Raw genomic sequence first — 17,168 nt, 5'->3', positions numbered from 1 at the left:
AGGTTGGCGTCCAATTTCCGAAAAGCCACGGTACCGGCCTCTGCGAAAAAAGTAAATGAAAGCAAATGAATCCGTTTTTCAGGGCGTCGAATCAATCTCTCTACCTCTTGTCTCGTCGCTTCAAAGACCTTGGCTCGCGTGCCGTCGCGAATAATGCCGAAGCCGATGTTCTCTTCGCCGATGCAGCGAATGCCCAGCTGCTCCTTGACGCGGATGGCCGCGATATTTTGGAAAGGCCTTTTGAAGAGGATCCGCTTCAAGTTGAATTTGTTCATAAAAATCAGGCGAGCTCTTGGGTAAGTGAACCTTGTAATGCCCTTTTCACGATCCCAGTTGTGTGCATGGAATACGCCATAATCGCCCTCAATGAGTGGCGATATCGCATGGTTGCCGATTGCGGCGCCTTCCGAGACGGCTGCGTCCTGTCAGAGGCCGCAAATTTGGGGAAAGTTGCATCCAAGCCGGAGACATCCGGCGACTCCCGGTTACAGGGGCGGGGCATCTTGCAACAAATTCTCGCCTTGGTTGCACTATTCATGTCGACAAACGAAGGTGATGCAACGCATTCTCACGTCAGCCCGCCATGAAGTCAAAAACGCTCCTCCTGCGCATCCCGGCCATTTGGGTCATCTGGGGGAGCATTCTATCGCCTGCCCAATCCCTGCAGTCCCTGCCTACCATCGAGATCAGGCGGGGACCGGCGGGCAACCCGAGCCTGCGGAGAGTCCCAGGCGGCCCGCCACAGAAGCCAGCCGCCGCGGCCCAGGCGAAGCCCATTGCACAGCCTCCGCCTGTTCAACCGTCAGGCACGGGCGAGCGGCCTCCCGCCATAGAAAAATTCCAGATCCCGAACTCCGTTTCGAGCGTCACACGAGCTCAGATCGACCGACAGGTAAACGTCGTCGATACGGAAGATGCGCTGAAATACATGCCGAGCCTCGCGGTCCGCAAACGCTTCAACGGCGATACGCAGGCTCCGCTCCAGACCAGAACCTGGAGTTTCAATTCGCCCGCGCGCAGCCTGGTGTATGTGGATGATCTCCTGATCAGCAATCTGATGTCGAACGAAACGCTCACCGGCGCGCCCCGCTGGGGAGTTGTGTCGCCAGAGGAGATCGAGCGGATCGACTTTCTATACGGTCCTTACTCTGCCCAGTATCCCGGAAATTCGATGGGCGGCGTTCTTCTCATCACCACCCGAACGCCGGAAAAGCTCGAAATTTCGGTGCGTAACACCACGAGCGTGCAGGATTTTTCACTTTACGGCACTTCACGGGCATTCACGACAAACGCCACCAATTTCTTCATTGGAGACAGGGTCAACGATTTTGCCTGGTCCCTCTCGGGCAACTGGCTGGGGGGCGCCCAGCCCCCCCAGATCATGGTGGTCGCGCAGCCCACGAACACATACCCGTATCCGGGAGCGTTCTTCGCCTTGAACAGGTTTGGTTTGCCTGCACAGGTCCTCGGGAGCGCGGGAGGGCTCGACGGCAATCAGCTTTCGGGCCGATTCAAGGCCTCGTACGATCTCTCGCGTGACGTTCGCGCAACCTACTCAGTCGGACTTTGGTCGAACGATGGAACATCCCGGCCCGAGAATTACCTGACGCTTGGGCATGTCCCCTATTTTGGCCCGAGCCCTTTGCCGAGCCCGCCAGGCCTCGGACCGGTCGCTTTTCTGACTTTCGGCAGCGGCTATTTCCGCACGCAGGAGAAGTTGTTGACGAATTCCGCCGCCATAAAGTCGAACAGTGGCGGCCTTTTCGACTTCGAATTATCGGGATCCAATTTTTCGGTGCTTCAGTTCGACCAGATCAGCCCCTTCTCAGCGGCGTATCCCTACGGGGGCTATACGTCCAATGGAAAGGACTTGCGGTTTGGCGGGACCTATTGGTCGCTTCTCGACCTGAAGGGCATTTTACGCCCCTCCATCGACGCGCTGAAAGATCATAATCTGAGTTTTGGCCTCCATGGCGACCAGGTGCATTTCAGCAACCCGGTTTATCTGACCACGAATTGGCCTGCGGGCATGTTCTCGTCCTACGGCGTAACAGCGACGCGGAGCAGCGGCACGACCAGGACACAAGCGCTGTGGTTTCAGGACGCCTGGTCGATTAACCCCGAAACCAAACTGACCCTTGGGTTGCGCGCGGAGACCTGGAAGGGCTCCGACGGATTGACGCAGACGATCGGCAATCTGACGAGCACGGGTCTTCCGGCAAATCTGAGTCTCCAGCGACTGGCGCCGTCCTATCAACCAGTCACAAGCTATGCGAGACTTTCGCCCAAAGCCTCATTCGAACGCGCGTTGGCCCAGGACTGGTCAATTGCCGGAAACATCGGCGTCGCCAATCGCTTCCCTACGCCGCGGGAGTTATATGGCCTGAACAGCGCCGTCACGTCCGGTTTTGACGTCATTCCCAATCCGACCTTGCGGCCCGAAGTGGCCCTCACCAAAGAAATCGTTTTCAAGCATGATCGCCAGGGAGGAGGAACCATTCGCGCCTCCTTCTTCGACGAAGAGGTTCGCGACGCCATGATCGCGCAGACAGCCCCTCTGGCCGGAACGTCTCAATTGAGCCTCACAGTGAAGAACGTCGAGCGCGTTCGCAACAGTGGCGTCGAGCTTGCCATCAATAAAGATAACTTTTTTCTGGAAGGTCTCGAGCTTGCCGCGAGTGCGACCTGGGTGAAATCGAGAGTGATCTCGTTTCCCGACTGGTCTCCGAGCGTGGCGTGGCCGCGGTCGCTCTCCGAATTGTTGCGCAACCCTGGCAACATGGATTTCTGGTGTTATTCGGTCGCCGGAAAAAATCTTCCCTATGTTCCCGAATGGAAAGCAAACCTGGTCGCTACCTACCGCCCGGACGACCAATGGTCATTCACGTTCGGCGCGCGCTACCAGAGCAACATGTCGACGACTTTCTCCAATAACGACTTTGTTCATAATGTATACCAGTCGTTGGATGGTTTTTTCGTCGCTGACGTCAAGGCGCGACTGAAGCTCGATCAGTCGACCGCTCTGGATTTCGGCATCGACAATATCGGAAACTACAAATACTTCATCGTCAATCCGATGCCCCAGCGCACATTCTATCTCGCCCTGAGCCACCAGATTGGCGGCAATAGCGCTTTGACCCGGACCGCGCCCTAGAGAAAGTTGCGGGCAAGTTGGTCGCCGCCCTTGAACGTGGTTATGACGGCCTCCGCATCAGCGGCAGCACCTTTTCGCTGGCGCGGGACGATTGGGAGTTTCGTGCGCTATGAGGCGGCGATCGACCGCATCGTCAGACATAAGCGGATTCTCGCGATGTGCGCCTATTCGCTGCAGAAGTGGAGCATGAGCGAAATCTTCGACGTCATCGCAACGCATGATTTCGTCCTCGCCAAGGAAGACGGCCGTTGGCGGGCGTCCAAGAGTTTCTCCCGCGAGCGGATCGAGCAAGGTCTGAAAGAGAGTGAAGCTCGCCTGCGCGCCACCCTCGAAGGCGTCTGCGACGGCGTCATCACCACCGATGAGTAGGCGCCATCGTGTCAACGAATCCGGCGGCCATGCGGATCTTTGGATATTCGCTTTGGGATGCCTACCAGCGACGACACGACACTGCGCTGTCTCAAACGACGAGTAAAGGCGCGCGGCTCAGAGGAGACGGCGCGCGTCGTAGGCGTCGACGACTGGGCTTGGCGCAAAGGCTCGACTTACGGGACCATCATCGTGGACCTGGAGCGACGGGAGGTGCTCGATCTATTTCGCGAACGCGCCGCAGGCATGACCGGGACTGGCTCAAGCGGCATCCTGGCGTCGAGATTGTCAGTCGCGATCGCTGCGGTTCATTTGCCCAAGGGGCCGACGAAGGCGCGCCGCAGGCACGGCAAATAGCCGACCGTTTTCATATCCTGCAGAACCTGCGGGAGGCCGTTCAGGCGCAACTCGGCCGCGCATCAGGGTTTTCCGCACGTCCATTGTTGCCGGCAGACGGCGAGGAGGTCGCCAGCGTGAGAGACAAGCACGGCGGCGCTGAGCACCGCCGCCTCACCAGGGTAGCGAATGAGCGTTCAAGGCAAGCGGTTTTCGGGCGGGTTCGCGCGCTCCACAAGGAGGGGAGAAATGTGATGGAGATCGCGCGCCAGACGGTTTCGATCGCCGCGTCTCCGCGGCATTTCGAAGAATATCTATCGCGTCGCTGGTCGGAAGGTTGCGTGCGCGGCCGGCGCCTGTTCCAGGAGATCAGAGCACGCGGTTACACAGGCAGTTTCTCAAATCTCGAACGGCTGCTGGCGAAGTGGCGCAATCCGAGATCCAGGACTGTAAAGACCACATCGACTGTTTCGAATCCGCGACCCGTCGATCCCGCGACTGGACGCTCGATCTCACCGATCGTCGCCGCCGCGCTCTGCATCAAGCCGCGTGGGCTGTTGACCGTTAATCAAGCTGCAAAAGTCGAGTCTATGAAAGAGGACTGGCCAGAGCCGTGGAGCAACGGCCAGACAGAAGGACAGATCAATCGCCTGAAGGCACTCAAACGAACGATGTATGGACGAGCAGGGCCAGAGCTCTTCCGGGCCCTGCTTCCTGTGTAGCAATCACTGCAACAGGAATTGAGGAAGACCCATTAAAGGTGAGAATATCGACCAAGCGTGTTCTCACGTTTAATGGCTTTTTCGATTCGGAATCGGAAATTCTCAAGCCAAGATGGCCCCTGACAGCCTGCTAAGGCGATATGTTCTGCCCCATCGCTCTTCCGAGTCTGATGCTCTCGGACAAACCCCGATCTTCCGGGTAATAGAAGCAGGTGTCAGCGATTTGCAGCCCGTCGATCGGCGTCCGGACAGGCGGGATACGCGCTGCAAACCCTGTCGTGCAAACAGGCTGAGCGTAACGTAATCGGCCGACATGCGAGGCGCAAACATCTTCGCGCTGTATTTCAGGATTTACGCGCTGCAGGTATGAGAGGGCTTCGCCGAGGAGCTCATCGTCTGACCAGCTAAACTTGGGGTGATCTGTAGGCATATAATACGGAATATAAACGACAGTGTTTTCCAAGTCTCTCAGGTTCGAGAACTCGACGAATCCTGGGATCTCTATTCCCGGTTCCGAAACGTTAACCCAGAAGTGAGGCGTCACTGAGCGACTGAGCAGGAAAACAAGGCAGCAAACGCCGATGTTCTTGATGCTGCGGTAGCGCGCGAGCAAGTCTTCGGGAAGGTCAGGGACGAGATCTGGAACCAAAGGTATGGGCGCGGTGCAAATAACCGCGTCCGCTCGGAGCGTTCCATGCGGGGTCCTCACGCCGACCACTCGGCCTGCTTCTGTCATCACCCTTTCTGCAGGGCAGGAACATTTTATCTGACCGCCGAGAGCTTCTATTCCTTGCCGCAGCGCATTCACCAGAGTCTGGCTACCACCTTCTATATGCCCGAGCTGCTCACTAAAGATTGACTTCCTCGACTTTCCCAGCCGTTTGATTCTTGTCCATATCCATGCTGCGGAAATGTCATCGGCGTATCGGTAGAATTTGTAGTGGAATAGCGGTCGCCATAGTCGATCATAAACATCGGATCCACACCAGCCTTCGATCCAGGTTCGGGCCGGCTCGTTTTCGAGTGCCGGCCAATTCCTTCTGCGGATCGAGACAAATGCGAACAACGCGTATCTCAATCGAGAAATCAAGCTGACCTCAGGAAATTTCAGCAAGGACAATGGATCGCCCCAGGGGTGCAGACGCCCCCCCGTAAAATACCCCATGGTCGTGCGCTTCCACCGAATTTTATCTCCGATTCCAAGCTCTTCCATGAGCTGGAAAGTCGGCGCGTCGGACTTACACACAAAATGATAGAAGCGCTCAATCGAAAGACCGCTCAGGTCGAAATGAGCCGCCATTCCGCCCGGCTCGGGCGCTGCTTCCAGAACCTCGACACTATGGCCTTCCGTCGCCGCCTGATAGGCAGCCGCCAAGCCCATCGCGCCGGCTCCAATAATAATTACTTTAGACATTCGAGACCTACAGGACAGAAGATGGACATATCCGCCAGCTACGACTGCTAACGCTCCGCGATCGTCCCCGTGCGGGCAAAGGAGAGTTTCTTGTGTCCGAAATACGACGTCACAGCGGAACTTGATAGGCCGATAAAATGCGCCGTCAGTTCCGGATAGAACGTTACGTCGAAAAACGGCCAGACGAGCCTCACGAGGCCAACGGCTACGATCCACGTTTGAACGAGCGACGCGGCGTTTACGATCGCAAAACGCGTAAACTCGGAGGCAACGGGTCTTCCCGTCGGTTCAAACACGAAAAGTTTCGTCAGCGTGTAGGCGGTCGTCATCCCACACAAATGCGACAAAGCAACCGCCGCCTCAAAGTAAGTTACCAAAGAAAATAACGCGCGCGACGCAAGATTGACGGGAACAGACAGGCCAGCAGCCGCGACGAACTTGACGAACTGCGACCGTTCGCCTGCAAGGTCCCGGATGACTTTTTTGAAAGGCACTGCGCACCCAATCATATTCTGAGCCGGTTGAAGATCCAGGTTGGGGCAAGGCGTATAATCAACATAATCCACCCCCAAAATGAAGGAGCGTATACGATCGGGCCTCCACGCTCGGCGCTCCTTGCGATGATCCGGGCGACATCCTCCGGACGAGACCAGAGGAAACCTTTTTTTTGAAATGCCTCGGTCATGGGTGTATCCACTAAACCCGGCTTCACTACCACGGCGCGAGCGCCCGTTGGCGCCAATTTGTGAGCAATTCCCTCAACGAGGCATGCGAGACCGGCTTTTGTCGCGCCATAGACGAAGTTTGATTGACGCCCGCGATCGCCAGCTACAGACCCCAAGACAATGAGCGTTCCGGAACGCTGCTGCTCCAAAATACGGCTGGCTGCAAGCGACCAGGCGATGGAACTCGTAAAATTCGTGGCGACTAAGCGCTCAATGGCCTTCTGGTCTTGTTCCAGTATCTCCTTATCTCCGAGAGCGCCATAGGCCAAGAGCAAGAGGTCAAGTCGGCCGAGCGTCTTGACCATTTTTTGAAGCTCGTCCCTCGCATTGGCCCGGACGCAATCAATGCTCACGATCGACGTACTCTTAGCCCCCCTGACGCTCAAATCTTGAGCGATCGCTTGAAGACGCGCCGGGTCCCGCGCGACCAGCACGAAGTTCGCGCCGGCTGCCGCCCAAATGCGAGCCGTGGCTTCTGCGATCGCAGACGTGGCACCGAGGACAATGATATTTCTCGCTCTCACGGTCATGAAGCTGCTCGTCGCCAGAAATCTGAACTCATGGCAGGATCTGTGGCCTTGCTGAATTCTTCCCACCTGGGGAAGGACTGACGAAATAATCGCGCCGGCATGCGCCCGTCCTTAGCCGGGTAGAGTGCGCCATGGAACTCCTGTACGATCTGGTCAAGACGGGCGAGCGCCTCGAGAGTATCTCGCCCACGGTTGGGAAAGTCGATCGCCAGGGTAGCGCCCTCCCGAGGAAAGGACAGGAGCCCTGGGGAGGCGAGCGCCCCGAAAGTTTTCAGGACAGCAAGGAAAGAGGCGCCCCCGCTCCTGGTAATTTCGCTCAGCATATGCGGGATCGCCGGACGAGCTTCCCCTTTGGGGATGACGCATTGATATTGCAGCATGCCGCTGCGGCCATATAGCCGATTCCAATGCAAGACAGAGTCTAGCGGATAAAAGAACGGGGCGTAATGGAGCCGAGACTTCCTCTTTCGTTTTTGCAGATGGTAATAGACCTCGTTGAATGCACCGATCGAGCGAGTGTTCAGCAAGGAAGACGGCGCTTCTATAGGTACGGTCTTCCAAGTTTCGTCCTTATGAGGGATGAGCGAGCCGGTTGTCGACCAATTGCCCCGCGTGAAAATTCCTCGACCGATCTTCGAGCCCTTTGAAACGCAATCGATCCACGCGACCGTATGTTCGAAATTCCCGACGCTTTCCGCGGAGAGCGCCCAAAACTCTTCCAGATTTTCAAAAGGCAGGCACTCAACGTCAACGTGGGCGGCGGCTATTCTGGCAAGATCGAGCTCGACCCATTCGATGACTCCGGTCAGGCCGAGCCCACCGATTGTCGCCGAGTACAGCGCAACCTCCGACGCCGGCGTAACCGTCAATCTCCCCCGGTCGCTCCGAAGCAGACCTATCGCCCGCACATGGCGGCCGATTGAGCCTGCGCTATGGTGGTTTTTGCCATGCACGTCATTGGCGACAGCGCCGCCAAGCGTAACGAAGCGCGTCCCGGGCGTCGTGGGCAAAAACCAGCCGCTCGGCACGGTAAGTTGGAGAATATCGGAAAGGACTACCCCCGCTTCGGCCCGCAGAACGCCCTTTTTGGCATCGAAAGAAATGAAGCGATCAAGACCGCACATATCGATGAGCGAGCCATCGCTATTGAGACAAGAGTCACCGTATGATCGCCGTCGCCCAATCGCAAGCTTGGACGAAGGAAGGCCGACGAGGCCGGGCAATTCAGAAAAAAAATGCGGACGAACGACGCGCTGCCTCCGGCGGACGACTCTACCCCACGAGCAATAATCGTCACGATCGATGAGGGGAGGAGAGCTCACAATCTTATCTCTTCTACGCCACCGCTGCGGCAAAAATCAGAACCATCATCGCCCCATAAATTAGGCTGACACGGTCCTTGAGCGCAAATGCGACCGGGTCATCTTGGAGCTCCCCCCGGTGAGCAAGCAGCCAAATCCTCCCCAGCCAAAGGAAGATGATCACGGGGAAACCCCAGAGAAAATTCGGATTTTTATAGTAACCAACGGGAAAGGCATCCTCGACGAGATAGATTACCATGATAAGAACTGTGGCGATCATCGCGCCGACGCCGAGCGCGAGAAGAAGGGGACCGTCACTCGCGTAGTACCCCCTCCCCGGCGTCTTTCGATGCCCATGTTCAACCATGCGCGCGATTTCCGTTTGCCGCTTAGCAGTCGAAAGGGAAAAGAACAGGAACATCGAGAAGACCAGCAGCCACATCGAGAAAGGCACATCAGCCACGACCATGCCCAAACCGAGGCGCAATGAAAACAACGCGGCGAGAACGAAGACATCTATCAACGGCTCGCGTTTGAGCCGCCACGAATACAACAGGCTAATGCAAAGGTACACCAGGAGCATCAGCGCGCAGGATTGTCCAATTGCAAGGCCGATCGAAAAAGCCAGAACCGCTCCGCCAGCCATCAGACCCACCCCTGTCGCGATAGGGAGTTCGCCGTTGGCAAGAGGCCTGTGCCTCTTGGACCAATGCTTTCGATCGTCAGCGAGATCCAGCAGATCGTTGAGGACGTAGGTGGAGGACGCCAGGAGGCTGATGGCCAAAAAGCATCCCAGTGCGTATAACCACGCTGATGCGTCCGCTACCTTGCCTCCCAAGATGAGGGGCACAAATATCAGAGCGTTTTTGGCCCATTGATGAACTCGCAGTCCGCGACGCAAAGAGTTCAAACCAAGCCGCTTAGCAGGCACTGTAGCGAAGAGTTCGGTGCGTTCGCTGATCTGTTTCTGCAACGTCGTCGATCGCCTCGTCAGAATCGCGGCCGAGGCGACGGTCCAGACATCGAGATCGGACGCGGAATTACCCGCATAGATAAACCCCTCAGGGAAGCGCCTTGCAATTTCCTTTGCCTTGGCGGATCGATCGAGACTGTTCCCGCTGTCCGCCAAAACGAGCACATTACTAACAAAAACGAACTGCTTCTGCAATTTTGAATTTAATGGGACATTCGAGCTTGTGACGATAACGACCTCGCGGCCTCGACTGGCTTCCTCCGCCGCCAGCGCGACCAGATCTTCGTTGATAGGCAGACTTGTCGCCTCGTCATCCGAGAGCGCAGAGGAGATCGATTGCTTCAGCGTCCTTCGGTTCCTGAGGAGCCAATAAGGAAGCCTCCAAGCGGGGTGGCGCTTCAAAAAGAATAAAATCGACTCATGGTGGATCGCCGTTGCGAACAGCGTTTCAATGTCTAACACCAAGGGGATGGAGACATCGTGAGGTATACTATCAACCGCTCGACGAACATCGGAACCATGGACTGAAAAGGTCATGTAGTTGGGGCCTATTGACATGCGGAAGTCGATTTAAATTGAGCTGTATCAGAGGCACAATTAAGATCAAAGTCCCTAAATCCCAAATATATAGCCAAGATAAAGGCTCATTGGCGCTTGTATCGCCAGCGTGTGGTCGCTAATAAATAAAGCCACAGCCCAAGCAGCGGGATCCGGATCGTTTCATCTGAACCGGTGTGGGCAGGTCGATATAAAAGGAAAGATCGTGAATTTCCTGCCAAAACAGACTCGTATTGAGTTCTTGATAAGAATGGCGGACGCAAGTCTCGCTCGGTTTGGCTCGATTTTCTTGACGATAGGACTTTTGCCGTTCCTTGCCTTCACGTTTTCATCTTTGTCGATACGTCCTTTATGGAACGACGAACTATTCACATATTACATCGGCTCCTTGGCATCGCTCTCGGAGGTCTGGCAGGCTCTTGCCACGGGTGGCGAGCAGATGCCGTATTTCTACTACATCATTATGTGGAATGTCTTACATTGGTTCGGCGCCAGTGAGGTGACTGTACGATTGCCGTCATTCCTCGGATTTCTGGTCGGACTGTCGTCGATCTTCTTTGTCCTTCGTCGCCGAATTGGTCCCTCCTACGCAGCCATTGGAGCCATGTTGCCAGCGGCGACTGGATTTGCTTCATACCTTAGTGAGGGACGGCCCTACGGACTTTTAGTTGGCTTCACAGGCCTTGCCCTTTGCGCATGGCAAGCGGCTGGAGACCCAAAGTGGCGTCGCCCTGCTCTTTTGTTATTGACGGTCTCGCTTTTTGTGTTGCCAGGGATTCACTACTTTGGCGTCCTGATCCTTCCGATCCTCGTTCTAGGCGAAGCTTTGCGCGAACGTTCCTCGCACGCCTTCGACCTAGCAGTGATCGCGGTGCTTTTTCTCGCGCCCCTAGCCTCCTTGGGCCTGAATCTCCCCTTGTTGTTCATAAGCGCGAAGGAAAATGTTGGAACCTTTTGGGCCTCGCGAGGATCCTTGGCCGACGCCGCTTATGTCGTAAGGGTTGCTTACATCAGCGCGTGGAGCGCGCCCATACTTGCTATGAGCTGGCTGGTCCCGTTAGCGATCAGGGGCTGGCTCAGGGAGCCCTATAGCGAAGAAATACGGCCCGCAAACCCACTTCCTCCTGCAGAATGGGCTATTGCAATAGGAGCGTCGCTTCTGCCATTCTTGGGCCTGATTGTCACCTACGTCGTGAAGGGCGCGTTTGTCGATCGCTATTTCATCCAGATGATATTCGGCGTAAGCATCATCACGGCGACCATCCTCTCGATATGTTTTTTGCCGTTTGGTAGGAACGGCTCCTTCGCCAAAGCCAGCGCCATGAGCGTCGCTGTATTCCTTGCGTTAGCCGGCTGGCAAATCCTCAAGGAAGCTAAAGCTAAGCGTAACGAGCTTGCTGCTGCGGTTGATATCCTCCAGTCCGACACGGACGCATCAATACCTATTGTGTCCTGTGAAACGCATAAGTTTCTCGAGCTTAGCCATTATGCCCAAGCGCCCATCAAGGACCGTCTCGTCTATCTCAGCAATCGCGAATACGCGAGCCGCTGGCTTGGCGTTACAAGCGTGGAAAAAGGCATGTATCGCCTTGTCGGTCCCTGGTTCCGGACGAACGTAGCGGATTATGACCAATTCCTTAGAGATCATCGAAAATTTTTGTTGTTTTGTGACGCATCGGGTGCGTGGGTTCATGAACAGCTCGCTAGCGAGGGGTGGTCGTTCGAGCTCAGGAAGAAAGCGACGCTATTCAATCTGTTTGAAGTGCGCAAAGAGAGTTCGAACTAAACCTACCTGTCTGCATTTATACTAGGACGTAAACTCATAAACGGCGCGGTCGGGATTCCCGAATCCACAGTGGCGTGATTCAAGCTCCTTGAAGGAGCTTTGCCATGGCCCGTTATGAGCTGACCGATTTCGAGTGGAAGGCGAACGAGCCGCACCTCCCCAACAAGCCCCGTGGCGTCCCGCAGGTTGATGACCGGCGTGTTCTCAACGGCATTTTCTGGTTGTTGCGCTCGGCGCGCCGTGGGGTGACTTGCCAGAGCGCTATGGTCCACGCACGACGGTCTACAATCGGTTCAACCGCTGACGGATGGCCGGCGTCTGGGATCGTCTGATGGACGCGATCGTCAAGGCGCATGAGGGCGATGTGCAGATGATCGACAGCTCCGTTGTCCGCGTGCATCAGCAAGGCGCGACGGCAATAAGGGCGCGAAAGCTGCAAGCGATAATCGATGTTTGGGGGCGCTCCCGAGGTAAGCGTCCGACACGTGCCGTCAGGGGCTTGCGAAGTTCCAGGGCATGAGTGCGTCGATGTCTTTGTTGGGCCAACCGGCGGCGATCCGCTCGAGCGTCTGTGTCAGCCATGCGTTGGGATCAACGTCGTTGAGACGCGCGGTTGCCAAGAGCGATGCGATTGTCGCCCAGGTGTCGCCGCCCGCCTCTGACCCCGCGAACAGCGCATTTTTACGCGTGATGGTCTGCGGCCGGATTGCGTGCTCCACGCTGTTGTTGTCGAGCTCGACGCGGCCGTCATCAAGAAAGCATCGGAACTCCGTCCTGCGAGTCAGGCCGTATCGGATCGCCTCCGCAAGTTTGGATTTTCCGGAGATTTGCGCCAGCTCGGCTTCCCATTGAGTCTGAAGCTCGTCAACAATCAGCGTCGAGGCCTGGCGGCGAACGTCACGACGGGTTTGCGGATCGCAACCTCTGATCTGCTCTTCGACCGCCCATAGGTCCGCCATGCGCTCGACCGTTAAGGTCGCCGTCTGCGAGACCCCCGCGATATGGAGTTTGTAAAACTCCCGGCGCAGATGCGACCAGCAGCAGGCAAGCGTCACCGGTCCGCCTAGCCGGTCGGGCTCCGCAAGTCGGCGATAGGCCGCATAGCCGTCGCACTGAAGGATGCCGCGCCAGCCTGCCAGATGCCGTTCGAGGCGCTCCGCACCGCGGCTGTCCTCAAAGCGGTAGACGACGATCGGCGGCCCGGCGCCGCCCCAGGGCCGGTCGTCTCGCAGATAGGTCCACAAATAGCCAGTCCGCGTTCGGCCCCGTCCGGGCGCAAGCACCGGCAGGGTTGTCTCGTCGGCGAAGATTCTGTCACCAGCCCGGATGAGCTGAAAGAGACGTTCGGCCAGCGGCTCGAGGTGGAACCCGACATGCCCCATCCAGCCGGCCATGAGATTGCGCCCGAGTTCGACCCTCTCGCGCGCGAAGATCGCCTCCTGGCGGTAGAGCGGCAATCCATCGGCGTATTTGGAGACGGCAATGGTGGCCAGAAGTCGCTCCGTGGCGATCCCGGCCTCGATCAAGCGAGCGGCCGCCGGCGCCTGGATGACGCTCTCGCGGCATGCCGTGCAGGCGTATCGGGGGCGGCGCGTCACGATCACGCGGAACTTTGGCGCGGTGACGTCGAGGCGTTCGGTGACGTCCTCCCCGATCTTTACCCGCGCACAAGCGCCGCAGGCGCACGTCAGCGGATCCGGCTCGATGACTTCCTCAATGCGCTCCAGATGCGCCGATAGCGGACGACGGCCGCCGGATTTATGAGCCGCTTTTGGCCGAAGGTTTTCCAGTTTGGCCTCGACCGCGCCAAGCCCCGTCTGCACTTCTTCGAAGGAGAAGGCGTATTGGCTCTCGTCAAGCTTCTCGGAGCTGCGCCCGTAGGTCGCGCGTTGAATGGTTTTCAACAGAAGATGCAGGCGTTCGATCCGCGCCTGCGCCTCGGTGCCCGCCGCTTTCAGCGCCGCGACTTCCGCCTGGAGAGACGTGCGAAAGCCGCATGTCGGCGATCATCGCCTCCAGCGCCGCGGGGTCGTCCGGGAGGTCGTGCAGGTCGCCGTCCATGCTCTAAAGACAAGCATAAAACCGGCGATTTGTGGCGCCCCTTTCTTCTCCCTGAATCACTATGCCGCATCTTCAGCGGACGCTCGTCGGCCGTGTTCGGGGCGCGCTGCGAACCCGTGTCCAATCCATGCCCTCGACGAGGGCCGTAAGCTGGGAAACGGACATATGGATCGTTCCCGACATGAGCTTCGGCCAGCAGAAACGATCTGTCTCCAGTCGCTTGGCGAACAGGCACAGGCTCGTGCCGTCCCACCAGATAATCTTCACGCGATCGGCGCGCTTGGCTCGAAAGACGTAAAGGGCGCCCCCGAAGGGATCGCCGCCAGCGTCGCGCACGAGCGACGCCAGCCCGTCCGGGCCTTTGCGAAAATCGACCGGTGTCGTCGCCAGAACAATACGAGCATGTGGAGGGATCATGCCAGGCGTGCCGCGCGAAATGAGCTCGACCACCCGTTTTGTCGGCACACAGGGGCCGATGCGCAGGATGACGCCCCCCGGCCGATGTTGGCGCGAACAGCTAGCCGATTGGCTGCTGCAGCCTTATTAGGAATAAGCCTAGTACCTGGCGTTTGGCGAAACGAAGCCAGTTTACGAGCAGCGCGCCGGAGCCGCTATTATTCTCTCGCGCCTGCCAGACGGGTCTGCTTGCTTTCGATGCTGATCATTCAGTCAATGGAAAAGCCGACCCGGCGGCGCGACGTCGAGGCGCGACAAACTGCGTTATCGACCCTTGCCATTTGAGCCTTCGGTAAAGAGAGGAACGCCGATCTCGAATGCGTGAACGACGAGCGGGAAGGAAGTAGTGGGCTTTAGCTCTACTGCTGGTTTTCTGAGGAGATGCACGCGCCGAAGGTCTAAGCGGCGCGGCGACGGTCCTCCACAGAGCGTTTTGAAAGAGCCAATGACTTACTGGAATGCCCCTAATGCTTGACTTGTTCAACCCGGGCCTCGTCTATTGCATTCGCCCAAAATCCGACGTATTTGCGTCTCTCCCCCACATGTCGCCGGACGCATCTGGGGAAGGGGCAGGACGAAGCAAATTCGGAAGGACGGATTATGCGCAAGGCTCTTGTTTGTGGGGCAGGCGGCTTTATTGGCGGTCATCTGGTCAAGCGCTTAAAAAGTGAAGGTTTTTGGGTCCGCGGCGTCGACCTTAAATTCCATGAACACGCCGAAACCTGCGCCGATGATTTTCTTATCGGCGATTTGCGGGACCAGGATTTTTGCCGCGACGTCGTCGACGGCTATTTCGACGAGGTCTACCAGCTCGCCGCCGATATGGGCGGCGCCGGCTATATTTTCACCGGCGATCATGACGCCGACGTCATGCACAATTCAGCAACAATCAATCTCAACATGCTGGACGTGTGCATGAAGCGAAACATCAAGAATGTGTTTTACTCGTCCTCCGCCTGCATCTATCCGGCCTATAATCAAGAAGATCCCGACAATCCGAACTGCGCTGAAGCTTCGGCTTACCCGGCCGCGCCGGACAGCGAATATGGCTGGGAAAAACTGTTCAGCGAACGTCTCTATCTCGCCTATAACCGCAACTACGGCATGCGCAACAGGGTCGCTCGCTACCATAATATTTTCGGCCCCGAGGGCACCTGGGACGGCGGAAAGGAAAAATCTCCTGCGGCGATCTGCCGCAAAGTCGCGCGCGCCATGGACGGCGACGAGATCGAGATCTGGGGAGACGGCAAGCAAACGCGCTCGTTCCTCTACATCGACGAATGTCTCGAGGGAACGTTGCGCATTGCGCGGTCGCCGGATTTCGAGGGACCGGTGAATATCGGCTCCGAAGAGATGGTGTCGATCAACCAGCTCGTCGACATTGTCGCCGATATCGCCGGCAAGCGCGTCGGAAAGAAGCATGTGCCCGGTCCGCTCGGGGTGCGGGGACGCAATTCCGACAATCGGCTCGTGAAGGAAAAACTCGGCTGGGCGCCGTCGCAGCCGCTGCGTAAAGGGCTCGAGGTCACCTATCGATGGATCGAGCAGCGCGTGCGCAAAAATAGTCCGGCTTAAACACAGTAAACGCCGCCGACAGGAGTTTTTATCAATCCCTGTCGGCGTCGTCTCGTGCCGGCGGCCGCGACGCAGATGGGCGCGGCGCCGTGTGCGGATGCGCGACAAAGCCTCATTATCTGACTCATAATCCGAAGAATCGCCATTTCCTCCTGCGGGGACGCCTAGGCCGATTTCGTTGCGCCCTTTCAGCTTTCGCACGCGTCGCGCGCGGCGACGCCGGAGCGCGGGATTTTGCATCGCTGGCGCAGGATGCTACGGTTGAAAGCCGCATTGGCGACCGTTAACGTTTCGATCCAAATGGCTGATATCCAAGGCGCGTCTGAAGAGCCCGCCGGTCTTTTGCAAAGCGATAAGATCTCGCGTCCGGCGCGCCTGGCGGTCGCCGCGTGCGTCGTCGCCATCGTCGTTCTGTCGCTCGTGCCCTACGCCGAGCGGCCCGAGACCGGCATGCCGAAAGAATTCGAGCATTTCATCGCCTATGCCGGCGCTGGATTTTTTCTGCCGCTGGCGGCGTCGTCGCTTCGCCAGCGCCTTCTCGGATGGTCGTGCCTTGCGGTGGCGAGCGGCGTCCTCGAAGTCGCCCAGCAGTTGTCGCCGGGGCGCACGCCCAGTTTGAGCGATGCGCTGGCGAGCGCGAGCGGCTTGACGGCGGGGGTGTTGTTCGGGGCGCTTGTCGCGCGCATCGCCGCCGCACATATCGCGCGTCGCCCGATGGCGGCGATCGCCGCGGCCGCGGCGGTCCAGAAACTGCGCGAGTTAGGAAAGAAAGCCTAGCGCGCGCTATTCTGGCGGAAGCCAATTGAGGGGCGGCGCGTCAGGTCAAAGGCATGCGCGATAAGGCGCAATAGCGCCAATCGTGCGCGAATGTCGATCCCGAATAACCCAGCTTTGCGCCAAGCGCGGTCGACGGCGCCGCTGCGGGAGCCCAGCCGGCGACGGCCGTTGGGCTCATCCGCCCCTTATAATAAGCGCATGGCCGCCGCCGCGACCGCGAGCATAATGGAAAAAGTCGGTAAGCACGACGCGGATCGTTGCGGTCTCTCGGTAGCTTTCTCTCGCCGCAGGGTGGCGGAGATCAAGCGCAGGCTCCACCAGCACAGCCCGGCCGGCGCAAAGCAACGACGCATCGTAACGCTAGCGCCTCCATTCGCCGGTCTAAGTTTCTCCAATCTTCATGGTAAGAAATGAAAAGCACGGCGTCGGGG

At 57.8% G+C, this 17,168-nt stretch carries 12 protein-coding genes and 3 pseudogenes; 8 read left to right on the top strand and 7 right to left on the bottom strand.

The window, feature by feature from the left end:
* The first annotated feature begins 65 nt into the window (after window positions 1-65).
* From ACETII_RS02380 to ACETII_RS02365, 4 genes and pseudogenes are all read left to right on the top strand, one after another.
* Window positions 66-587, top strand: coding sequence for a hypothetical protein (locus ACETII_RS02380; protein ID WP_472786960.1), 522 nt, complete (start codon window positions 66-68; stop codon window positions 585-587).
* Window positions 584-3,154 (top strand): TonB-dependent receptor, encoded by a 2,571-nt coding sequence (locus tag ACETII_RS02375; protein ID WP_472786959.1) that lies wholly within the window; start codon window positions 584-586, stop codon window positions 3,152-3,154. The genes ACETII_RS02380 and ACETII_RS02375 overlap by 4 nt, the downstream gene beginning before the upstream one ends.
* 102 nt (window positions 3,155-3,256) lie before the next feature.
* Window positions 3,257-3,523: an MEDS domain-containing protein gene (locus tag ACETII_RS02370; protein WP_472786958.1), complete on the top strand. Its 267-nt coding sequence runs from the start codon at window positions 3,257-3,259 to the stop codon at window positions 3,521-3,523.
* Window positions 3,524-3,552: 29 nt separating this feature from the next.
* A pseudogene (locus ACETII_RS02365) lies at window positions 3,553-3,915 on the top strand (transposase); the annotation flags it as partial.
* 796 nt (window positions 3,916-4,711) lie between these two features.
* On the opposite strand, the gene ACETII_RS02360 reads toward ACETII_RS02365, so the two are convergent.
* The 5 genes from ACETII_RS02360 to ACETII_RS02340 are packed head-to-tail and all read right to left on the bottom strand — an operon-like array spanning window position 4,712 to window position 10,061.
* The gene (locus tag ACETII_RS02360) at window positions 4,712-5,995 is read right to left on the bottom strand and encodes an NAD(P)/FAD-dependent oxidoreductase (protein WP_472786957.1); all 1,284 of its coding nucleotides are present in this window, start codon (window positions 5,993-5,995) and stop codon (window positions 4,712-4,714) included.
* Between the two features lie 47 nt (window positions 5,996-6,042).
* Complete coding sequence (locus ACETII_RS02355) at window positions 6,043-6,489, bottom strand: GtrA family protein (protein WP_363349428.1); 447 nt, start codon at window positions 6,487-6,489, stop codon at window positions 6,043-6,045.
* Window positions 6,490-6,500: 11 nt separating this feature from the next.
* Entirely contained in the window at window positions 6,501-7,250 is a 750-nt protein-coding gene (locus tag ACETII_RS02350) for an SDR family NAD(P)-dependent oxidoreductase (RefSeq protein ID WP_472786956.1), read from the bottom strand.
* Window positions 7,247-8,572: an FAD-binding oxidoreductase gene (locus ACETII_RS02345; RefSeq protein WP_472786955.1), complete on the bottom strand. Its 1,326-nt coding sequence runs from the start codon at window positions 8,570-8,572 to the stop codon at window positions 7,247-7,249. The genes ACETII_RS02350 and ACETII_RS02345 overlap by 4 nt, the downstream gene beginning before the upstream one ends.
* A 13-nt stretch (window positions 8,573-8,585) precedes the next feature.
* Window positions 8,586-10,061 (bottom strand): UbiA family prenyltransferase, encoded by a 1,476-nt coding sequence (locus ACETII_RS02340; RefSeq protein WP_363349425.1) that lies wholly within the window; start codon window positions 10,059-10,061, stop codon window positions 8,586-8,588.
* Between the two features lie 226 nt (window positions 10,062-10,287).
* On the opposite strand from ACETII_RS02340, the gene ACETII_RS02335 reads away from it, so the two are divergent.
* Window positions 10,288-11,868, top strand: coding sequence for a hypothetical protein (locus tag ACETII_RS02335; RefSeq protein WP_472786954.1), 1,581 nt, complete (start codon window positions 10,288-10,290; stop codon window positions 11,866-11,868).
* A gap of 104 nt (window positions 11,869-11,972) precedes the next feature.
* A pseudogene (locus ACETII_RS02330) lies at window positions 11,973-12,340 on the top strand (IS5 family transposase); the annotation flags it as partial.
* Window positions 12,341-12,359: 19 nt separating this feature from the next.
* Here the strand turns inward: ACETII_RS02330 and tnpC are convergent.
* Both tnpC and tnpB read right to left on the bottom strand, forming a co-directional pair.
* Window positions 12,360-13,929, bottom strand: a pseudogene (gene tnpC / locus ACETII_RS02325) (IS66 family transposase).
* Between the two features lie 72 nt (window positions 13,930-14,001).
* A complete protein-coding gene (gene tnpB / locus ACETII_RS02320) occupies window positions 14,002-14,346 on the bottom strand; it encodes an IS66 family insertion sequence element accessory protein TnpB (RefSeq protein ID WP_472786953.1) in 345 nt (114 codons plus the stop codon).
* A gap of 639 nt (window positions 14,347-14,985) precedes the next feature.
* Between tnpB and ACETII_RS02315 the strand changes: the two genes are divergently transcribed.
* The gene (locus ACETII_RS02315; RefSeq protein WP_363349422.1) at window positions 14,986-15,960 is read left to right on the top strand and encodes an NAD-dependent epimerase/dehydratase family protein; all 975 of its coding nucleotides are present in this window, start codon (window positions 14,986-14,988) and stop codon (window positions 15,958-15,960) included.
* A 300-nt stretch (window positions 15,961-16,260) separates the two neighbouring features.
* Complete coding sequence (locus ACETII_RS02310) at window positions 16,261-16,737, top strand: VanZ family protein (protein ID WP_472786952.1); 477 nt, start codon at window positions 16,261-16,263, stop codon at window positions 16,735-16,737.
* The last annotated feature ends 431 nt before the right edge of the window (window positions 16,738-17,168 follow it).

The organism is Methylocystis sp. NC52PC (assembly GCF_055698645.1).
This window is presented reverse-complemented; position numbering and strand designations above follow the sequence as displayed.

Coding starts and splice junctions, on each gene's coding strand:
- ACETII_RS02380 (WP_472786960.1), top strand. CDS start 66: ATGAATCCGTTTTTCAGGGCGTCGAATCAATCTCTCTACCTCTTGTCT.
- ACETII_RS02375 (WP_472786959.1), top strand. CDS start 584: ATGAAGTCAAAAACGCTCCTCCTGCGCATCCCGGCCATTTGGGTCATC.
- ACETII_RS02360 (WP_472786957.1), bottom strand. CDS start 5,995: ATGTCTAAAGTAATTATTATTGGAGCCGGCGCGATGGGCTTGGCGGCT.
- ACETII_RS02350 (WP_472786956.1), bottom strand. CDS start 7,250: ATGACCGTGAGAGCGAGAAATATCATTGTCCTCGGTGCCACGTCTGCG.
- ACETII_RS02340 (WP_363349425.1), bottom strand. CDS start 10,061: ATGACCTTTTCAGTCCATGGTTCCGATGTTCGTCGAGCGGTTGATAGT.
- tnpB (WP_472786953.1), bottom strand. CDS start 14,346: ATGATCCCTCCACATGCTCGTATTGTTCTGGCGACGACACCGGTCGAT.
- ACETII_RS02315 (WP_363349422.1), top strand. CDS start 14,986: ATGCGCAAGGCTCTTGTTTGTGGGGCAGGCGGCTTTATTGGCGGTCAT.
- ACETII_RS02310 (WP_472786952.1), top strand. CDS start 16,261: ATGGCTGATATCCAAGGCGCGTCTGAAGAGCCCGCCGGTCTTTTGCAA.